The 19,508-nt window shown below is 39.6% G+C and carries 19 protein-coding genes and 2 pseudogenes; 8 read left to right on the forward strand and 13 right to left on the reverse strand.

The window, feature by feature from the left end:
* Nucleotides 1–20: 20 nt before the first annotated feature.
* Entirely contained in the window at nt 21–1,655 is a 1,635-nt protein-coding gene (locus tag CUU64_RS20680; protein WP_101635565.1) for a copper resistance protein CopC, read from the reverse strand.
* A gap of 385 nt (nt 1,656–2,040) precedes the next feature.
* Here CUU64_RS20680 and CUU64_RS20685 point away from each other — a divergent pair, with 385 nt between their 5' ends.
* From CUU64_RS20685 to CUU64_RS20695, 3 genes are all read left to right on the forward strand, one after another.
* Entirely contained in the window at nt 2,041–2,838 is a 798-nt protein-coding gene (locus CUU64_RS20685; RefSeq protein ID WP_101635566.1) for a sensor histidine kinase, read from the forward strand.
* Nucleotides 2,835–3,482: a response regulator gene (locus CUU64_RS20690; RefSeq protein WP_101635567.1), complete on the forward strand. Its 648-nt coding sequence runs from the start codon at nt 2,835–2,837 to the stop codon at nt 3,480–3,482. Before CUU64_RS20685 ends, CUU64_RS20690 begins: the two co-directional genes overlap by 4 nt.
* Nucleotides 3,483–3,612: 130 nt before the next feature.
* Nucleotides 3,613–4,440, forward strand: coding sequence for a phosphatase PAP2 family protein (locus tag CUU64_RS20695; RefSeq protein WP_101635568.1), 828 nt, complete (start codon nt 3,613–3,615; stop codon nt 4,438–4,440).
* 182 nt (nt 4,441–4,622) lie between these two features.
* Here the strand turns inward: CUU64_RS20695 and zupT are convergent.
* A pseudogene (gene zupT / locus CUU64_RS20705) lies at nt 4,623–5,413 on the reverse strand (zinc transporter ZupT).
* A 147-nt stretch (nt 5,414–5,560) separates the two neighbouring features.
* Complete coding sequence (locus tag CUU64_RS20710; protein WP_142383664.1) at nt 5,561–6,073, reverse strand: SLC5/6 family protein; 513 nt, start codon at nt 6,071–6,073, stop codon at nt 5,561–5,563.
* A gap of 71 nt (nt 6,074–6,144) precedes the next feature.
* Here CUU64_RS20710 and CUU64_RS22840 point away from each other — a divergent pair.
* Nucleotides 6,145–6,363, forward strand: a pseudogene (locus CUU64_RS22840) (transcriptional regulator).
* Between the two features lie 247 nt (nt 6,364–6,610).
* Nucleotides 6,611–6,832 (forward strand): endonuclease domain-containing protein, encoded by a 222-nt coding sequence (locus tag CUU64_RS20720; RefSeq protein ID WP_257985618.1) that lies wholly within the window; start codon nt 6,611–6,613, stop codon nt 6,830–6,832.
* 220 nt (nt 6,833–7,052) lie between these two features.
* On the opposite strand, the gene CUU64_RS20725 is transcribed toward CUU64_RS20720, so the two are convergent.
* Complete coding sequence (locus tag CUU64_RS20725) at nt 7,053–7,148, reverse strand: sporulation protein YjcZ (protein ID WP_101635570.1); 96 nt, start codon at nt 7,146–7,148, stop codon at nt 7,053–7,055.
* Between the two features lie 215 nt (nt 7,149–7,363).
* On the opposite strand from CUU64_RS20725, the gene yjcZ reads away from it, so the two are divergent.
* Entirely contained in the window at nt 7,364–7,501 is a 138-nt protein-coding gene (yjcZ, locus tag CUU64_RS20730) for a sporulation protein YjcZ (RefSeq protein ID WP_101635571.1), read from the forward strand.
* A 449-nt stretch (nt 7,502–7,950) separates the two neighbouring features.
* On the opposite strand, the gene CUU64_RS20735 is transcribed toward yjcZ, so the two are convergent.
* The 9 genes from CUU64_RS20735 to CUU64_RS20775 all read right to left on the reverse strand — a co-directional run bounded on the left by CUU64_RS20735 (nt 7,951) and on the right by CUU64_RS20775 (nt 17,178).
* Nucleotides 7,951–8,721, reverse strand: coding sequence for an MATE family efflux transporter (locus tag CUU64_RS20735; RefSeq protein ID WP_257985619.1), 771 nt, complete (start codon nt 8,719–8,721; stop codon nt 7,951–7,953).
* A gap of 105 nt (nt 8,722–8,826) precedes the next feature.
* Entirely contained in the window at nt 8,827–9,591 is a 765-nt protein-coding gene (locus CUU64_RS20740) for an ABC transporter ATP-binding protein (protein ID WP_101635573.1), read from the reverse strand.
* Nucleotides 9,584–10,642, reverse strand: a complete 1,059-nt coding sequence (locus CUU64_RS20745) for an ABC transporter ATP-binding protein (protein WP_257985620.1) — start codon at nt 10,640–10,642, stop codon at nt 9,584–9,586. The genes CUU64_RS20740 and CUU64_RS20745 overlap by 8 nt, the downstream gene beginning before the upstream one ends.
* A 21-nt stretch (nt 10,643–10,663) precedes the next feature.
* The gene (gene nikC / locus CUU64_RS20750) at nt 10,664–11,455 is read right to left on the reverse strand and encodes a nickel transporter permease (protein ID WP_101635687.1); all 792 of its coding nucleotides are present in this window, start codon (nt 11,453–11,455) and stop codon (nt 10,664–10,666) included.
* A 65-nt stretch (nt 11,456–11,520) separates the two neighbouring features.
* On the reverse strand, nt 11,521–12,462 hold the full coding sequence (gene nikB / locus CUU64_RS20755; RefSeq protein ID WP_180954712.1) for a nickel ABC transporter permease: 942 nt from the start codon (nt 12,460–12,462) through the stop codon (nt 11,521–11,523).
* A gap of 3 nt (nt 12,463–12,465) precedes the next feature.
* The gene (nikA, locus tag CUU64_RS20760) at nt 12,466–14,037 is read right to left on the reverse strand and encodes a nickel ABC transporter substrate-binding protein (RefSeq protein WP_101635574.1); all 1,572 of its coding nucleotides are present in this window, start codon (nt 14,035–14,037) and stop codon (nt 12,466–12,468) included.
* Between the two features lie 131 nt (nt 14,038–14,168).
* A complete protein-coding gene (locus CUU64_RS20765; RefSeq protein ID WP_101635575.1) occupies nt 14,169–15,050 on the reverse strand; it encodes a DMT family transporter in 882 nt (293 codons plus the stop codon).
* On the reverse strand, nt 15,047–16,360 hold the full coding sequence (locus CUU64_RS20770; protein ID WP_101635576.1) for an opine metallophore biosynthesis dehydrogenase: 1,314 nt from the start codon (nt 16,358–16,360) through the stop codon (nt 15,047–15,049). The genes CUU64_RS20765 and CUU64_RS20770 overlap by 4 nt, the downstream gene beginning before the upstream one ends.
* 2 nt (nt 16,361–16,362) lie before the next feature.
* Nucleotides 16,363–17,178, reverse strand: coding sequence for a nicotianamine synthase family protein (locus tag CUU64_RS20775; protein ID WP_101635577.1), 816 nt, complete (start codon nt 17,176–17,178; stop codon nt 16,363–16,365).
* 600 nt (nt 17,179–17,778) lie between these two features.
* Here CUU64_RS20775 and CUU64_RS23265 point away from each other — a divergent pair.
* Together CUU64_RS23265 and CUU64_RS20785 are read left to right on the forward strand one after the other, a co-directional pair.
* The gene (locus tag CUU64_RS23265) at nt 17,779–17,946 is read left to right on the forward strand and encodes an IS3 family transposase (protein ID WP_101635578.1); all 168 of its coding nucleotides are present in this window, start codon (nt 17,779–17,781) and stop codon (nt 17,944–17,946) included.
* 274 nt (nt 17,947–18,220) lie between these two features.
* Complete coding sequence (locus tag CUU64_RS20785; protein WP_101635579.1) at nt 18,221–19,228, forward strand: L,D-transpeptidase; 1,008 nt, start codon at nt 18,221–18,223, stop codon at nt 19,226–19,228.
* Nucleotides 19,229–19,508 lie beyond the last annotated feature (280 nt).

Genomic DNA, 19,508 nt, shown 5'->3' on the forward strand with positions numbered 1-19,508 from the left:
TTTTAAACTCCTCTTATCGATTATTTTCTACCCACGTTGGGGTGGAATTCCACATCATAACTATCTAATGAGCTGGTCAACACATGGACAGAGAGCTTCCATTTCCCATTCATGTTCAAATACATGCCTGCTGTTTGAAATTGGCCAGGTAATTGTTTGGACAGAATGATGGTGTTTTCCTCCATCTTCATCTCCGTATGACTCAAGGTTAGGCTAACCTGTTCTATGTTTGTCACTGGGTCCCCTTTCGGGTTCTTCACATCGATTTGAATGGTATTTTGGCCTTCCACATTTGGACTTATTTCCAACGTTACAGTAGTTCCTTCATCTGCTTGCTGCGTGTCTTTAAAAGGACTGGGTGAAGAATCGGCTGTCGGTAAATTGGTAAGGATGGCCACAAGAATCAAAACGACTACCCCCATAATCAACTCGATCCATGCGGTACCGCTGATTCCTTTTTTCCCTCTTTTCCTGCCTCTCCAAAAATGAAAGGCTCCCAATATAATCATGATGAAAAATAATAGGATTTTTCCAAGGAGAATTTTCCCATAAGGGGAATGGAACAAGGAATGCCATGTCGGCACATACAGCAGACTTCCGTACATTCCAGTTAAAAGAATGATCGCGACAGCTATTATCGCCCATAATGAGAAGCGATGGATAGACTTCCAATACATCTGCTGCTCATGTTCTGAATCTAATCGAGCTTTTGGTAGCAGGAACACCACTGTGAACAATCCGCCTACCCAAACGGAACTAGCCAATAAGTGCAAGAAATCCATCATAACCGCTAGTATAGGGTTTTCCGTTCCTGCCGCGTGGCTTATGATGGATTTACTAACGAGAAGCCCTATGGACACCAGAAGTGGGAGTAGCCAATTTCTCACCGAGTATACGGAGCCATTCAATGTGGCCATGCAGGTAAAAAGAAACAAGATAACTAACAATAGTAACTGAAAAATCCACACCGTTCCCGCGGTGGTTTGCTCCAGTGTCTCCTGTAGCAAAGAAGGCCTCAAAGCCTCTAACCACGATACATCCGCATAAAAGGTGGTTTGCAAGGGTAAGTTCAGCAGCAAAGCAATGCTAAATACGATTAAAGCTGCCCAAATGACCCGGACGCTTGTTGGCTGGTGTGCCCCTTCCTCAATGATAAACACGTTACAAACGATAACACCGATAAATAAGGAAAAACCTATGTAGAGTAGCCAACGGAGGACGATTATATCCAATATAGGATAGTCTTTGTCAGAGGATGCTGAAACTATATCTGTTTCTTTTTGTCCGGCTCCTACACTGAATGAGATCGTTCCGTGTATCGGATGACCATCTGCCGAGACCACTTTCCATTGGATGGAATATGTGCCAGGGACGATTTCATCTTTTAATTTTGCTTCTAGAATGGACCGGTCATCCCCTATGGCATCATTCAACTTAATCTGCTCTCCAGAATGGTCTAGCAATACGAGAGAGTGAAAACCGGATTGAATATGTTCACTGAATTGCAGGCTGATCTTGGATGGTGACTGGCTCAATATTTCATTTTCCGCAGGGGTCGAGCTGACCAGATAGGCATGGGCAAATGTTTCTTTTGGAAATAATATGAATATATAGATCAATAGTAGAAAAATGCTGCATTTCTTAAGATTTCTCATAACTTTCTCTTTTTAATCATGAAGAACAGGAGCAGCCGCCGTCCTAATGTCTCCACCGAAACCTTTCTATAATTAATCGCTTGGTCATCTAGGGTAAAGCAATGACCTTTGGATGGCAGCAATTCATGATAAAGGTCGCTTTTTTAGTATTCATGAGTTTCTGCCTTTCAATTTGAAACAATTCTTCCCTGTTCCACCTTTGACTATTCTACTCCTCAAAAAAAGCAAAATCAAAAACACTTATGTCACAATAAATCTAAATTAATACATATAAGAGTAAATCTACCGTTCCAACGTGTAAATAGCCCGAACTAGCTATCAGTACACATACGTTTAGGGTTATTATATTTATAAAAATTAAGAAAGTAATAAGGAGAGGTCCTAATTGTCTTACCGGGTTTTGCATGTACTTACTGTTATTCTACCAACTTTATTAATCGGAGGATTTGAGTATATACGCCATGACTTCCTTCTGGGACATTTATCGATGGAAACAGGAAATTTATATATAACGATTCTTACGTTTATTCTCTCTCTTTTGTTTTCTTCTTGGGTGTTTCGGATTATTAAATCTTCGAATGCCCTGCTGGTTCAAGAACAGGCGAAACGGGCTGTCTATGAAGAGAGGGAAAGACTTGCTCGGGAGCTTCATGACGGAATTGCACAATCCCTTTTTTTCCTAAATATTAAACTTAAGCAAGGCGACACTGAGGCAGCTTCCCGTGCTGTGTCAATCATTGATAATCATGTTCGTCAATCTATATTTAATCTCCGATCTATCCCAGAAGTACACGGTTCATTGAAATCCAGAATAACTAGCTGGCTATCCAATTGGAATTCGATGACAGGTATTCATGTACAAGAAGAAATCGAAATTGACAATCATTTATTTACCGTAAAAGATGAAGTTCAGGCCTTTGCTATCATACAAGAGGCTTTTGCTAACATTAGAAAACATTCTGGAGCTTCTAAATCATGGATTCAATTTAAAGGAATCCATGGTCAATGGCAATTGAAGATCAGCGACAACGGGTGTGGAATTGATACAGCGAAGATATCAGAAAAGAAATATGGAATTTCCATGATGCAGGAACGTGCAAACCAATTAGGAGCAGAGTTACAAATAAGGAAACGTGACATGGGCGGAACAGAAATAATCGTAATCAAGGAGGACAAACAATGAAGCCGTATACTGTTATTATTGCGGATGATCATCCATTGGCACGAGAGGGTATTCGAAGTGTGTTAGAAGAAGATGCATCCTTTGTTATTGTAGGGGAAGCTACAGACGGCCATCAAGCCTTTGATCTTTGCAGAGAATTACAGCCCCATTTACTTCTTTTAGATATTAATATGCCCAGTTTAAATGGATTGGAAGCAGTTCGTAAAATCAGGATGGCCTATCCTCGGATCCACGTTGTCATGCTAACCGTTTCAGATGATGTAAAAGACCTTTTTACAGCCATTCAATTCGGCGCTCAAGGATATTTACTGAAAAATATGGAACCGGATGATTGGATAGAATACCTTCATGCTTTGTTGGGGGATCACGCGGAAGTCTCACGCGAAATAGCCAGCCGGTTATTATATTCTTTTCGTACAGGGAATGTTTCTAACGAACCTAGTCCGAATTCGTTGACACCTAGGGAATGCGAGATCCTTTCTCGAGTAGCAGTCGGTGAAACAAATAAGCAAATAGCTCAGCATTTAATAATTGCAGAGAATACTGTAAAAAATCATGTAAAAAACCTCTTGGAAAAACTTCAACTTAATAACCGGGTACAGCTTGCTGCTTATGCTGTTAGACATGGTTTGGCAGCAGAATAGATTCTTATTTATTAACAACCCAACATACTAAGTAAGTATAAGATGACCCGTTTGAGCCATTCTCCAAAGTTTATTGGCGATTTAAAATAAAAGGGTAGATGATTATATAATAAATTTGTTGGGGGAAGTCATGAAACAGAACAAAATTACTCTATATGCTCTAAGCATGGTAACCGGACTTTTACTATTAACCGCCTGCAATTCGGAGCAAACTAGTAAAGCAGAGGCCAAAAAAGAGGAAAATGAGAACGTAGGAATGGGTTGGACTCATGAACATCCTGTTACACCAACAGCAGGCAGCTGGAAAGCACTAGAATTTAAGGATGGAAGTTCGTATAAAGTAAAAGCACCTCCTGCAAATGGTTCGGAAGAGACAAAAAAAGAATTGAAGGATTTAAAACATCTGACTGAGAATCGCACACAGGAAGATGTAGAATTCATTAAGCACTGGCAAAATACTGCTAGTCCAAATACGCTTTGGCTTAACACCACTGAAGAGTTGATACATAAATATGGTCTAATGGGACCGGAATCTGCCCGAGTTCATGCTGTCGTCTCAGGAGCGACATATACATCTCTGACAGCGATATATCAAGCAAAATATAAGTATTTACGCCCAAGACCCACTGATTTAGACCCGAGTATTAAATTACCTGAAGGAATGATGGTGCCTCCGCACCCTTCTTATCCTTCAGGACATACAGCAACAGCTTGGACGGCTGCTTACATCTTGTCCTATTACTTTCCGAATGAAAAAGCTCATCTAGAAGAAACAGCAGAAAAAGTAGCACTATCGCGAGAACAAATGGGTATTCATTTTAGAAGCGATAACGATGCAGCTAAGAAATTAGCACAAGCCGTTACAAAAGATATAATCGAAAGTTTAAAAGATGACAACGCTCCAACGAAATACACGGAAGTTAAAAATACAGGTTCTAGTCATGGGGCTGGACATTAAAACAATTAAGAAGCCGACCTCTAATGGGCGGCTTCTGGTTTTGACGATGACATTATTCTTGAAGCCAATTATGTCAGAAGAGGATAATCTGGTATATAAATTCAACAAGTTTGATGCTAATTATGAAGTAAACTTGTCTGTTTACAAAAAAAGCCACCCACAAAGATCAGCTCCGAATTTTGCTAAATAAACAACAACAGACTAAGAGCCATCACGGCCTTCCCGCCAATTAATCCATAGATGGATACGTGTCCTTCATCATATTTTTTTGTAGCGGGAATTAACCCGTCGAGGGATATAAATACAATGATACCCGCTACACCATACCAAACATTATATCGTTAAGGAACGGCATTAAAATCAGGTAGGCAATAATCGCACCCACAGGCTCAGATAACCCGGATAAAAATGACAGCTTAAAGGCTTTCTTCTTGTTTCCCGTCGCAAAGTAGATAGGCACGGCCACTGCTATCCCCTCCGGTATGTTATGAAGTGCAATTGCAATTGCAATGGCCATTCCCAGACCCGGATCTTGCAGAGCCGAAGTGAATGTAGCAATTCCCTCGGGAAAATTGTGAATAGCAATGGCTAAAGTAGTAAATGTACCCATTTTCAATAATGCAGACTCTTCAATGGAGGAATTCATATCCTCTATCTGTTGGTGTTCATGAGGATTTCCTTGTGATGGTATAAATTTATCAATCAATGCTATAAGAAGCATCCCTGCAAAGAATCCACCAACGGTCAGCCAGTTTCCTAACTGTATTCCTACACTGTCTATGAGGGCATTCTTGGCCTTCACAAAAATTTCCACCAACGAGACATAAATGATGACACCCGCGGAAAAACCGAGCGACAATGATAGAAATTTTTTGTTCGTCTTTTTTGTAAGAAAGGCTATAATACTGCCTATTCCAGTAGCCAGTCCGGCTAACAATGTGAGGCTAAAAGCCAGAACAACGTTTTCACCCATCTGTCTATCTCCCCCTACCATAAAACGGCTGTTGCCATACCCGTCTTGCTACATACTTCACTGAAAACATGGACTGTCTGCCAGAATATTTCCTTTGAGAAACATTTGATACGTAAGCAATACATTGCTCCTATAGACTTCATGAGATTAATGAAAGGTTTCAAAAAGAAGAAAAGTATTCAATAAAATGACAACCCCTGATATGATCCAGCCTAATACTGTTGTCATTCGATGATTGGTCAGTCCGCCCATGATTTTTTTGTTACTTGTAAATTCATCCAGATTAGTCAGTTCGGCGTAAGGAATCAAAAATTGACTAAATTCTTTTCCTTGCTGAATCTTTTCGTATACATACATTTTATCTCCGATTGAACGGCTGGTAACCGGAATTCTTTCGTACAAATAGTCTGCAATTTCTTCACCTTTTTCAGTTATAGGATAACTTGCATTGTAAATCACATCTGGAAATGGGAAATCCTTTTCAATCCATTCTCCACCCTCATAAACCTTCCCTAAAATTGTGTGATTATTAATATCTACTTTCCCTGTGGTGAAGTAAAAGAAATCTATCCCATCGGCCTTTGCTACAACAGCATAAGTATAGGCCTTCTTCACCTTCTCTGGATTCGCCCTGTGATGCAGCATTCCAACTAAGGTCATAAAAGTGTCTCTCCTCTTTTTTGACCAAACTGTGTCTTAGTTGAAGATTAGGGAGGCAATCACCGTGTGGTTTGGGGAAACCGAGAAGTAAATTTGGGAAGTTTTTAGATCAGCACGAAATATCTCAGCAGTATCTTGTTGTGGAAAGCAAAGTAAATAAGGAAACTATAAGTCGTATTTGCTAAGGGGATGTGTTCCAGCCATCGATGAACAATGCGGGTAAGATTATAAAGTCTCTCCGGAAAATGACTGGGAAGAACGTTGATTATGATGATTTCTGGAGTATGTAAAACTAAATCACTGGCAAGACTGCTGCTTAATCAAAAACACGCTGGAGGGTTATGTGTTGGTCGGAGCGGCAGTCTTCTTTTTATTGATTTTCACAGCATTTTTCTTTCATTTTCTGGCTAAAAAACAATTTGTACATGAAGAGCAGGTAATTGGCGATGTAGAACGCGCGTAATTGGAATCACCAATCGAAAGGCGTTTATATGATGCATTAGTTGTCAGGGGTGAATATGTGAAATCACAGGTACCATGCGGTTACTATCGTATTGTCTAACGCTTCATGCATACAGAATTGCTATCGAATGTGATGGAAAGGCATATTACTCTAGTCCTGCTCAAAAAGCATATGACAAGCGTAAAAATGCTTACTTGAGGAAAAGTGGCTGGAAAGTTTTGAGATTTTCCGGAAGTGCTATAACCTCCAGACTGGGGAAAGTGTTAGCACGGATTGAAAACGAAAAGACCAAATAAAAATGGCAAAGAAAAAAGCCCAATAATCAGGCATTCCCAATTATCAGGCCTCTTTCTTAGCCATTTTCGGGAGAGAAAATGACGGATAGGGCTGTAGGGTTGGTTTGGTTAATTTATAATACGCCTAAGCTATCAAAATGACAGCCCTTCTTCAAATGAAAAAGCCTAACAATAGGCTTGTACCACAATGGGCTTGACCAATTATTAGGCTTGTCTTAGATTAACCCCAGTAATAACCTGCTCCTAAAATGATAACCAGCAGAACGAAAATAACAAGAACAAATGCAGCATCTTTGCCACGTCCGTATTCACCCATAGTATTCACTCCTTTTCCTTTTCCTCGGTCTATATACAAGCCATCAAATTGACAGTGTTTTTAAATAGTATTTATTGAATTGATGAAAAGGCACATTTTCATTAGGACAAACGCTCTACCATGACCTTTTCAATTAGTTATACATACAATAAAAACCACCACATATTCTCATTCGTGGATGTTCTTTAACTCAATCAAAAAGGGGAGGGAAATAAATGTACGGTTATGGCGGTTATGGCGGCTACGGCTACGGCGGCGGCTACGGCTACGGCGGCGGCACTTTTGCTTTTATCCTTGTAATCTTCATATTATTGGTGATCATTGGCTGCGCTGGTTTTTGCGGCGGTTATTAATCTTTTAGACATTTAAAAGGACTCTCCAATGGAGGGTCCTTAATTTCTTCTTTAAACCTTGATAATACAATCAAAGATGCGTTCCCCATACCCATATTTTGAACTTGAACTAATTGCCTTTAGTACCGCAGCATCTCCAGATCCTTCTCCGAGAACGCTCTCCGGTTATTGTCTGTTCTTGGGAAAAGATAACCGTGATTCTCTAATGAATGACACTTTCGAAGAGTACTATCTCCAATGCCTAATTTTATACTGACATCCTTGGGAGTTATGTAATTCCCTGTTCCCCCCATCGTTCTCACTTATTTTAACCTTCTATTGTTTAATTTATCATAAAGGTATTTGGCTCTTAATTTAAAATAAATTTTGATTTAACATGTACTTTTATGAAGGACTTGAATCAAATTAATATCCAGGATTGAAAGAAAACAGTGATTCTATCCTGGGTTTTAAATTGATTTAAGATTTTCATGTTCTATACTTTTCTTTGGAAAAAACTTCTGGTTTAAATTTGGAATACAAATAGCTAAAAATACAGAACGTCCAAGACTAAATAAAATGAAAGCTAACCATAAACCATGATTATGATATGAAGGCACAAAAAAGAATTGAGAAAGCAGATAAAGCACTAAAGCCAAAATCATCGAGTTTCGAATAGAGGCTGTTTCCGTTGCTCCTATAAACACACCATAGAGAATAAGACCAAGACCTGCTGAAAATGGAAATAGAATGAGCCATATCTGGTAAGTATGAGCTAATTCAATGACACTTGGTCTAGGAGTGAATAACAGCAATATATAATTACTCCATAAATAGTAACACCCCGCTATAAACAGAGCCGATAGAAACGCCCACTGACACGATAGCATAAGAGTCTTCTTATACAACGGGTCATCTCTTGATGCGATCGCTTTCCCAACCAAAATACTGGAAGAATTCGAAAATCCATCGAAGAAGTAAGCCATAATAAAATGAATTTGAAGAAGAATAGCATTTGCGGCTAAAACTTCTGTTCCAAAAGAAGCCCCTTTTGCTGTAAATGAATTAAACACTGTTAATAAGCAAAGCGTCCTGATGAACAAATCCCGATTGACCATCATCATTTTCTTTAATGAAGCAGGATCAGCGATTCTTTTTAAAGGAGGCATCTTCCGTTTAAAAGGAGACACTTTCCAGACTATGATCAGTCCAGCAGCACAGGCTATTACTTCCGACAGCAAGGTTGCTACAGCTATTCCAGCTGTTCCCCAATCGAATACGTTAAATTATTACGATTTGAACAACTACTGTCTATTCCATATAAAGCGGGATTGATTATAATTCCTTTATGATTCCAATGCAGCCTCTATAAGTTCCTTCGTATATGAATGGCGATCTTCTGAAAAAAGATCTTTTGTTGAAAATAAATCAATCAGCCTTCCTTCTTTTAAAACCGCTATTCGTTCACACATATACTGCACGGTGGCTATATCATGTGAAATGAACAAATAAGACATATTGATTTCCCTTTTCAAATCCTTTAGCAAATTTAAAATTTGTGCTTGGATGGATACATCTAAACTGGAGGTTGGCTCGTCCAAAATAAGCAAGCTTGGCTGAAGGCTTATTCCCCTTGCAATAGCAACTCTCTGCCGCTGACCCCCACTGAGCTGGTGGGGATACCGATCAAGTAAGCCAGAATGAAGACCTGTCTTTTCAAAGAGAATTTCGGCCATCTCACGTTTGTCTTTTCTTACTCCTTTTAAAAAAGATGGCGTCACTTCTGGATAATTTTCAAGAGGTTCTATAACCGATTTCCAAACAGGCCGCTTGGGGTTTAACGACGCAGACGGATCCTGAAACACCACCTGTACATGGCGTCTTGCTTTTCTGAGCTTACGGCCCTTTAACTGTGTAAAATCAACGTTATGTAACATGATTTGGCCGGAATCAGATCGATCCATTGCTAAAATCAGCTTCGCAATCGTACTTTTTCCGCTCCCGCTCTCTCCAATCAACCCAAGGCATTCCCCTTGCTCCATATAAAAAGAAACATCTGTCAACACGGTATTTGACTGATACGATTTAGAAACGTTTTTCACTTCAAGCATCTGGATCCTCCATCTCCCTTTGTGCAGCGTGACAAGCCGTCCAATGAAAACTACTTCCTTCAGGCAGCATCGCAGGGATGATACAGCATTGTTCAAAGGACTGCGGGCATCTAAGGGCAAATGAACATCCCTCTTTGGCAATAAGACCCGGCTCTCCTGGTATGGTAGTAAATTTCTCTGGGGCTGTATGATGTAAAATAGGCCGTGCTTTCAGCAGCAGCTTTGTATAAGGGTGCCTTGGACTTTCCTTGAGGCTCTTTGTTAACCCTTTTTCGACGATTTGTCCTCCATACATAACAGCCATCGAATCCGTTCTTTTTAATACATGCTTTAAATCATGGGAAATAAGGAGAACGGCACAATTAAGATCTTTCTGAAGTTCGGCAAGAAGATCCAACACCTTTTCACCTGTCAAAACATCAAGAGCAGTGGTTGGTTCATCTGCAACAATCAAAGCTGGTTCAAACATTAAAGCAGCTGCAAGCGAGGCTCTTTGAAGCTGACCTCCGCTAAGCTGGTGAGGATAGCTTGAGAAAATCCGTTCCGCTGGCAGCTTTACACGTTCAAGCCATATAAGGGCTTGTTTCTTCGCTTCCGGCTTGCTGATTTTGTTATGACTGCGAAGCGCTTCCACGAGCTGTTTTCCAACCTTCATAAAGGGAGTAAAGCTGCCCTGATAATTTTGAAAAATATAAGCTATCTCTTTTCCACGCAGGCGTCCTATTTCCTTTTCAGAAAGACTGATGAGCTCCCTGCCACAGAACTCTATTTGACCTTCTGAAACCTTTAAAGACTTAGGAAGCAAGCCTAAAATAGCGGAAGCTGTCAAGCTTTTTCCGCTGCCGCTCTCACCGGCAAGACCCACCATTTCGCCTGGCCGAATGCTGAGATTCAACTTGTTAACCAGCTTGTTTTCTTCACTCCCTCTGCCCTTATAAAAAGAAACGGAGAGATTTTTTATTTTTAGCACAGGATCAATTTGAGAAAAAGCATCTCTCAGGTTTTCTTTTTCTATCGTTATTTCTTCAGTAAGCATCATAATGGCAGCCATCCTATACCTCCTGTTTCTTTTTTAACTGCTTTTTACATCAAGCTTATCCCGCAGGCCCTCTCCAATTAAATTGCAGGATAATACAACAAGGAAGATCGCCATTCCTGGGTAAATCATCAATTCAGGAACCGTTTGAAAATAAGCTCTTCCGTCATTTAACATCGCTCCCCATTCCGGTGCAGGAGGCTGAGCACCTAAGCCTAGGTAAGATAAAGAAGAAATGATTAAAATGACTTTGCCAACATCCAGCGCGGCAAGTACAAGAACTGGGGAAATGATTTGCGGAAGCAAATGCCTCGTGATAACCTTCCAGGTTGGACACCCTCCAACTTTGGCAGCCAATACATATTCTTTTTCTCGTTCTGATAAAACGATGCCCCTGACAACCCGGGTGTAGCTGACCCATTTAACCAGCACGACAGAAATCATTAAGTTCGTTAAACTTGGACCTAGAAATCCCGCAATGGCAATCGCTAAAATAAATTCAGGCAATGCAATGAGACCGTCTGCCACTCGCATCACAAATGAATCAAAACGACCGCCAATATAGCCTGATAGTAAGCCGATGGGAATGCCGATTAAAATGACGGTCGCAATCACCAATGCTGTAATGCCAAGCGTAGCCTGAGAACCAATAACAAGCCTTGAAAAAATGCATCTTCCCATATGGTCTGTCCCAAAAGGATAGGTTAAACTCGGGGGAGTCAGCCGCTCCGCCATATTTGCTGATAAAGGATCGTTCGGTATAAGAAACGGCCCAATAATGGTCATCATTAAAATAATTGTAAGAAGAAATATGCCCAAAAGAATCATCGGTCTACTGCTTTTTAAATGCCAGCGTACAGAAAAAGGATTTTTTTGCAGAGCAGAAGAGATTTTCAAACGCTTTTCTCCTTTCCTTGTTGCATGCGTGGATCAATGAGATAGTAGGACAAATCCACGAGCAGGTTCAGTACTACAACAAGTACACCTGTCAGCAGGACATAACCTTGAATAACAGGATAATCCCGGCTAAAAATAGCTTCAACCGCCATGCTCCCCAGTCCCGGCCATGAAAACAAAATTTCAATCACCACTGCTCCCCCCAGTAAGCTCCCCAAGCTTAAACCGAAAACTGTAATTACAGGAAGCATGGCCGCTCTGAATGCATGTAACCAAAGAAGCCTCCACTCCTTTATACCTCTTGCTCTTCCCGCCTGGATATAATCCTGAGAGAGGCTTTCAATCAGCCCTGCACGAAGAAGCCTGGAATATACAGCTGCCATTGAGAATCCCAGTGTAATGGAAGGCAGAATCATGTGAGAGTAAGAGTCCATTCCTGTTGAAGGAAGGAGCTGAAATTTAAAAGCAAAAACGTAAATGAGCATCAATCCAAGCCAAAAACTTGGAAAAGATGCTCCTATAAGGGCAAAGATCCGGCCAATTTGATCCGGCCATTTCCCTGGATAACGGGCAGAGAGAATGCCTAGAGGAACGGATATGCTCACCATGACCAGGAGCGCACCGACTGTAAGCTGAATTGTGATTGGAAAGCGTTCTACTATTTCATTCCATACAGGCTTTCCGCTCATATAAGACGTGCCGAGATCCAGCTGCACTATTCCTGTAATCCACTGGAAGTACTGGACATAGATAGGCTGGTCAAACCCTAGGCTGCTGCGTAGCCTAGCTTGATCAGCATCTGTAACGGTCATCTCATCCGCATTTAAAATGGCGAGCACCGGGTCACCGGGAGCCATTTTCATTAACCCAAAAGTAAAGATGGATAAGAAAAGAACGACCAACACCAATTGTAAAAGCCTTCTTCTAATCAAGGACAACACTTATTTCACATCCAGGGTGTAGGTTAGAATGTAATACTCTTCCGCTGTAGGCTTCCAGTTTGTGACCCGGTTGTTTACACCGACAATAATGTTGGGGTAAACAGCATAGCTGTGGGCAACATGTTCATTGATAATATCGGCGGCGCTCTTTGTTAACTTGGTTCTTTTCTCGGCATCGGTGGTCCTATTTAATTCTTGAATAATGTCATTTAATGTTGGGATATTAATTTTCCCTACATTCAGTGCCCCCGTGTCTGTGAACGCTGTATTCAAGAAATAGCTTCCGTCTCCACGTGGAGACGTATTATTGCTATAAGTGGCTAGATCCCAGTCGGTGTTTTCTGCAAGGTGTGTATCCGCATTTTCAACGTTTTTGATTTCAACGGTTACGCCTGCTTTTAGAGCATCGGATTGAAACAGTTGGGCAATGAGCGGAAGCTCCGGCCGCGCTTTGTACGTGATCATTTCAAGTGTAAGTGGCTTCCCGTCTTTTTCCATCAATCCCTTTGCATTTTCTGTATATCCTGCCTCGCCAAGCAATTCCTTTGCTTTTTTAACATTCAGCTCTTGAATTTTATCCTCGAGGCCAAAAGGAAGAGCGCTGTTAAACGGGCCGTTTGCCGGTTCTGCATGCCCAAGCATAATATCATCCGCAATGCTTTTCCGATCAATTAACAAATTAAGCGCTTGTCTGACTTTCACATCTGAAACATTGGTACTTTGCTGATTATATAAAATAAAATGCGATCTAAGGCCTGCCACTGATTCCACCGTAAGTTCCTTATCCTGCCCAATCGCTTCTATGCCTTCAGCCGGAAGATTATACACGATATCGGCTTCTTTAGACTGTAAAGCAAGCGCCCGTACATTTGCATCTTCATTAAATCGGATGGTTGCTCCGTCTATTTTCGGCTCTCCTGCCCAATAGCTGTCATTTTTGCTCACCTGAACTTCCTGATTAGGGATAAAGTTTTTCACTTTAAATGGACCCGTACCTACCGGGGCATTTTGAAACACTTCTACACCCACCTTTTTTTCCGCTTTCGTGTTTACAATAGATGTGTACGGATTTACCAGCTCAGAAGGAAGAGAAGGATATGATTCTGTTGTCGTGATGGTAAGCGTTTGACCCTCTGCTTCCATCGATTTAATTTTTAAAGAACTACTAAGAGATTCATTCACATCCATACTTCTTTCCAAGGATGCTTTAACCCCTTCGGCATTCAGTTTTGTCCCATCATGAAACGTAATATCGTCACGAATAGCAAATTCCCACGTGATATTATCTTTTGTTGACCAATTTTCAGCCAGCCATCCTTCAAGATTTGAATCCTTATCAAGCTTAAGCAGGGTCTCTGTAACCCCTGTACGAATGGGTGTAAACCCTGTATGGGGATCCATGTTTGGGGATTTAAAACTGAAAATCATCGTTACGTTTTTTTCTTCTTCATTTGTTGTTTCCCCTTCTTTTCCTGAACTGCTGTTGCCAGATGAGCAGCCTGCTACGAAAAGAACAAACAAACTCGTTAACCAAACAAGCAAGTTTTTTGTGCTAAAAAAGATTTTGTCCATTTTTTATCATCCTTTGCTTTTTATACGTAATGATTACGATTTAAACTATGTGTTTTAAATCGTAATCATTCTGTTTTATATATTAGAAGTTATTACGTATTGTACAATTAGTCAATGAAAAGTTAAATAGCTTATTCAGCCTGTGAGCTTTTCAATTGTTTGGCAGGCATTGCAGCGGGTTTTTTCTTCTTCCTTGATAGAAAAAAGCATGAGGCAATAATAAGCAGGCCTCCTATAACTGTATAAACATCAGGAACTTCCGTCCAAAATAAAAATCCCCACATAGCGTTAAATACAATTCCTATATAGCGGGTAATTTCAACAACCACAACGCTCTCATGCGTAAATGCTTTTGTAAGAAAAATCTGTCCAAAAAGAGAAACAATGCCTATGCATAACAAATAAAAAAGCTCGAGTGGAGATGGAATGACAAAATTCCCCCACATTAATGGAATGGAAACGACCACTCCTGTAGCTAAAAAATAAAAAACAATTTCATAAGAATGGTGCAGTTTGCTCAAATACCGAATAGAAGTAGCTGCTCCCGCAGCAAAGAATGCACTTAAAACTCCAGCCAGCGCATAAATAGAATAAGACGAATAGTTGAACGGCTTGACTAGAAGAATTGCGCCTAAAAAAACAAGGGGCAGTACGTAAAACGTCTTTTTTGATACCTTTTCCTTTAAAAAGAGAGCAGATAAAATCAGGGCGAAAACCGTTGATAAATGAGCTAAAATACTGGCATCTGCAAGCGGAATTTTAGCAATTGTATAGAAATAGGCTAGCAGATACAAGGCACCAAGCATCCCCCTTACCAAAAGCATCGGAACACCTTTTGTGGAAAAAGCCACTTTGCTGTTGCGCATCATTAAATAAATAAAAACTGTTCCAATAAGGCTTCTAAAAAAGACAACCTCAGCTGTCGGGATGGTCAGGCTAACCGCTTTGACCAGCGCATTCATCACACTGAACACCAGGGAAGAAATAATGGCCATGATTACACCGTTTTTCATTGGGTTCCTACCCTTTCCTGGGCAAGATCAGCCTTCTCTAATGTATCAAACGCTGGATAAAAATTAGAGAAATCCACCTTGTTTTCCGTGCTAAACTTAACCGCTTCTCTCTCAAATGTCTGCAAGAGTGATAATGCTTGAGGCATTTGAATGCCTGCTGGCTGGGCAAGTTCATAAATGAGCTTTAGTTTTTGATAATCCTCCAGAGGAATTCTTGGAATAATCCACTTTCCGTTGCTGTCTATCTCAGCTTGCTTAAAAGGGACAGCAGAAAAGTCAAAGTATTTTCCTTTCTCGTCTGGGATAGCAAATGGATCAATAAGTATGGCTGAATATCTTATGTATAACAGGTACTCTTGTTTTTCTTCACTGAAGGAATAAAACATGTCAATATCTTCACGCGAAAGAGTCTCTTCATGAACCGGGTAATTATCATCATTTAAGAATTGCAGCAGATTAATAGGTTGTGCACCAAAATATTCAACCACAGCAGAAATTTCTTTCCAGAGACGGACCATTGCCCGTATTACGTGCTGAGTAATGGGGCCTTCCGGATAAATTTTATACATAAATGTTACTGACTGTTCTTTTCTCAAAATTTGATTCATGGAAAAAGCATTCATGAATAAAGGAGGATGAACATACGTTGTGATGCTTTTGCTTTCCGCTTCGATAGGAGACCCAACAACTTGACATTGGACACCTAAGCTTTCAATAAATTTGACGACAGGCTCTAAGCACAAGCTATCCTTCTTGGATGAAGCTAGGTAGATTCGCTTTTTCAATGCTTTTGTCAGTACGGCGGTACTTTCTTCTTCACTTCTTTCATATTTGGTTGCTGCATAATAAGATGAGAAACTAATCACATCGATTTTTTCTATTTCTTCTTTAAAATGACGCTCAATCAGGAGATTCGATCCTATGCCGGGAGAGAGGAGAATTAATGTTTTTGCTTTTTTTAATCTTTTGAGTGACAGGCTTTTTATGACTTCAAGATAGCTGTCACTGGGAGTACAAATAATAAGTGTCTTCCAACGGTCTTCTATTTCTTGAAAATCACCGTAAAAACAATCAAGCTTTGCCTCTCCACTGAGTTGGCGGCTTTGGCTTTGATACGTTGCTTTAAGCACTTGGCCATGCTTTTTAAAACTTTCTTTCAACCAGCTTGTATGAGCTCCTGCCCGGTTGACAAGCCCAAGCTTATCGCTCCACCCCCTTGATAGATTCACAGCGATATTCACTGCTGCAGGCCCCGCGCCTATTATTAATGTGCTTCCAAAAGGCTTTCTGTTAGATGTACTAAAATTCATGTTTATCCCAGCTCCTTTCTTGCACAGTGGGCCTTTCCCTTCTTCAAGACAACAGTATCGTAGAAGCGATCCTTTTGCTCAACGCTCGAATAGTTCCATTCATTTGATAAATCTTGATCGAGGGGATAATTAAACATCGATTTAAGGCCGTTTCCATACCGGATAATCACTTTTGCTTCTTCAGAGAGCACAGACTTTAAGTCTTCAAGAACTTCAAGCTTGTTTTTGACAAGTGAAGCGATCATGACATGCGTCGCTCTTTTAATATAGGATAATTCACTTACAGCTTGATTTGTAAAGGCAACATTGGATTCGAGGCCCGTTAGCTCCGCTATATTTTTGCCCATCTCAACCGCCTCCGCATCAATGTCGAGACACATAATTTCAGCACCTGTCTGCTTCGCAATGGTTAGAGCTGAAATAGGGAATGCGCCTGAACCTATAAAAACGATTTTTGAATTCCTATTGATCCCAAATGATTCTAGTTCGTTTTTTACCGATTCACATAAGGCAGACATGTATGTAGAGATATCTGCCTGAGCATTAACTGTACAAGATGATTGGTATTTTTCCACCATACATATTGCTTTTGAAGAGGCTTCCCGAAGCTCTGCCGAATATTTTTTGATTTCCGCATCCTCCCCCCATAGCTCCCACTGTTCGCCATTCTCTTCACTGACAACAAACTTTGAAAGGTCATCAAGCTTGTTTGTAAGCAAATCATAACAATACTTGCTTTCTTTTATGTAAGCTGAAAGCTCGTTTAATTCATGGTGTAGCATTTTAATGGAAACTAAAAATTGATACTTGTCAGACATTTTTTCATCCTCCCACTCTACAAATCGTAATAGTTACGATTTGTAGAGTAACATTCCCACCCTTTTCACGTCAATCAAGTTATTGCAAATTAGTTAAATATACCCTAAAAACAAAAATATTTCTGGTGGCCAGTTTTCGCTTTTTAATCTGCCAATAAGATGTTTGGCTCTTATAATGAATTTCGCGTAAAAGTGTACTATCTACAAGATATGCGAAGAGAAAATACACCAAAAAAGAAAAGACAAATTAAGTAAAAGGGCATTCACTTTTATTCACCGAACTTAACACATAAGTGAAAAACATACTTGGAAACCTTATTGAAACCCGTAGCACACCTTTAGAAAAGTGCTGCATTAAGCTTTTTATCGGGCACATATGCTGAAACTTATCTTGAACGGATGAGGAAAATCATGACTCAAACGGAGAATCAACGTGTTGAAAACCTATACTGTATAAAGGATGCTCTGTTCCTAACTACTGTCGAACAATAATTGAATAAGTAAGAAAGAGACTCATGATTACCACCGAGATAATCATGAGCCTCTTAAGTTTCTATGGCGCAAATTAATGCGTAAAAACTGCGCAGTTCATTTGACGAGATGAAAAACGATATTGAGGAATACATAAAATTTTATAATCATGAAAGATTACAAAAAAGACTAAGCGGCCTTAGCCCCTTGGAATACAGGGCGAAAGTGCTTAGTAAGTTTTATTTATTTCCACTGTCTACTTGGCAGGGGGCAGTTCATAATTACCGTGCCTTTTAGTTATACCATTTAATGTTAAAACTTATCCTTGTTAAATTATGACCCTAAACGGATTAAGTTATTTATCTATTTTATAAGTCTAAATATTTACCCTAAGAAATAAGTTTTAATAAAAAAAGATAAAGGTAATATTCCCTTATTTAACATTAAAAAGAGGGAGGTTTTTAAAATAGATAAGAGAAACTTAATCGAGATAAGACCTTATATTTTTTTAGATAAAACTGATCCTAATTTCAAGTTTAAGTATCTAAAATACTTTCCCAGTGATTCAGAGATGTTATATGAATATGGTCTAGAACTTCTTGCTAAATGCAAGACTGAGGAAGGATGGAAATATATTATAAAAGCGGCTTCGCTAAATCATTATGCGGCTAAAAAGAAGTGGGAAACCTATCAAGGTAATCTACTCAAAGATATCTCACAAAAGAAACCTAATACTCCACCAAGCAAAGTTCCTTGGGTTATTCTATTGTTAATATTATTAATGATTGCTATTGGATTTATTCTCTTCTTGTTATTCAGTCATTTCTTTAAGGATTTTTACAAAAGCTCCACAGAATACTCCACTACATATGAACGTTATTATCAAGAAACTAGTAAAGACATTATTGAAAAACCATCGGTGTTTTTAAAAACAAAAGGAGAAACGCTGCCTGTTTTAGTGGTTCAAAATGCGGTTGAAAGATATAAAGAGTACTTCGGTTCTTTTCCTGAAAGTTCTTCTTCTTTAACAAATCCGAATCCAGATAATTTTTTATCTTTTATTCCGAAAGATGTTGTTTATACAAAAAGAAATACTGGTTACTATTTACATTCCAAAATAGATGGTGAGGATTTGTATGTAAACAAGCTATTAAGCCTTCATTTATACCCAGATACGAATCAGTTAGCATTGCAAAGAGACGATGAAATATTGGCTTTATTTTCGGTTGCAACCGGACGTAATAAACTTCCTCCAACCACTAGTTCTGTAACAGAAAGGGTGGTTGAACCACAAGGAAGAAATGGAGCTTTTGGTTCAAAGGGATTAGCTTTGACAGATAATTTTGCTATCCATGGGACTAATGATGAGACCAGTATCGGTAAAAAACTATCTGAAGGATGTGTCCGAATGCGCAATGAAGACATAGACCTTTTATTTCCTTATATTTCTTTAGGCACTCCTTTTATTGTTGAACATGGAGCACCTGGAGAACCAACTTTTGCAACGTTACCACCTCTTTCAGAAGACATTCCATCCCTCAAAGAATCTTCTAGCACCCTGTACAATTGGAAAGATTGATAAAAAATAAATTAGAGAGAAGGTTGATAGGAATGTAATTATTCGATAGCAGTTTTTGCATTGGGGCCGCAGGAGCCTTTTTTATATGTTTGCTAAATGTTCAAATGTTAATAGGGTAATTAGCGTATGTATTTTATCTGGAGGTGGTTCGTTTGGTATATAAAAATATAGAAAAGTCTATAGAAATGGGTAATTTCGTAGTATACAAGCTGGAAACTACCGTAGTATTTTTCAATCCAACAATGGGTCAAAACAAAGTCATACAATTTGAGAATCGGCA

Origin of the sequence: Bacillus sp. V5-8f (assembly GCF_002863565.1) — a bacterium.
Classification (GTDB): Bacteria; Bacillota; Bacilli; order Bacillales; family DSM-1321; genus Peribacillus.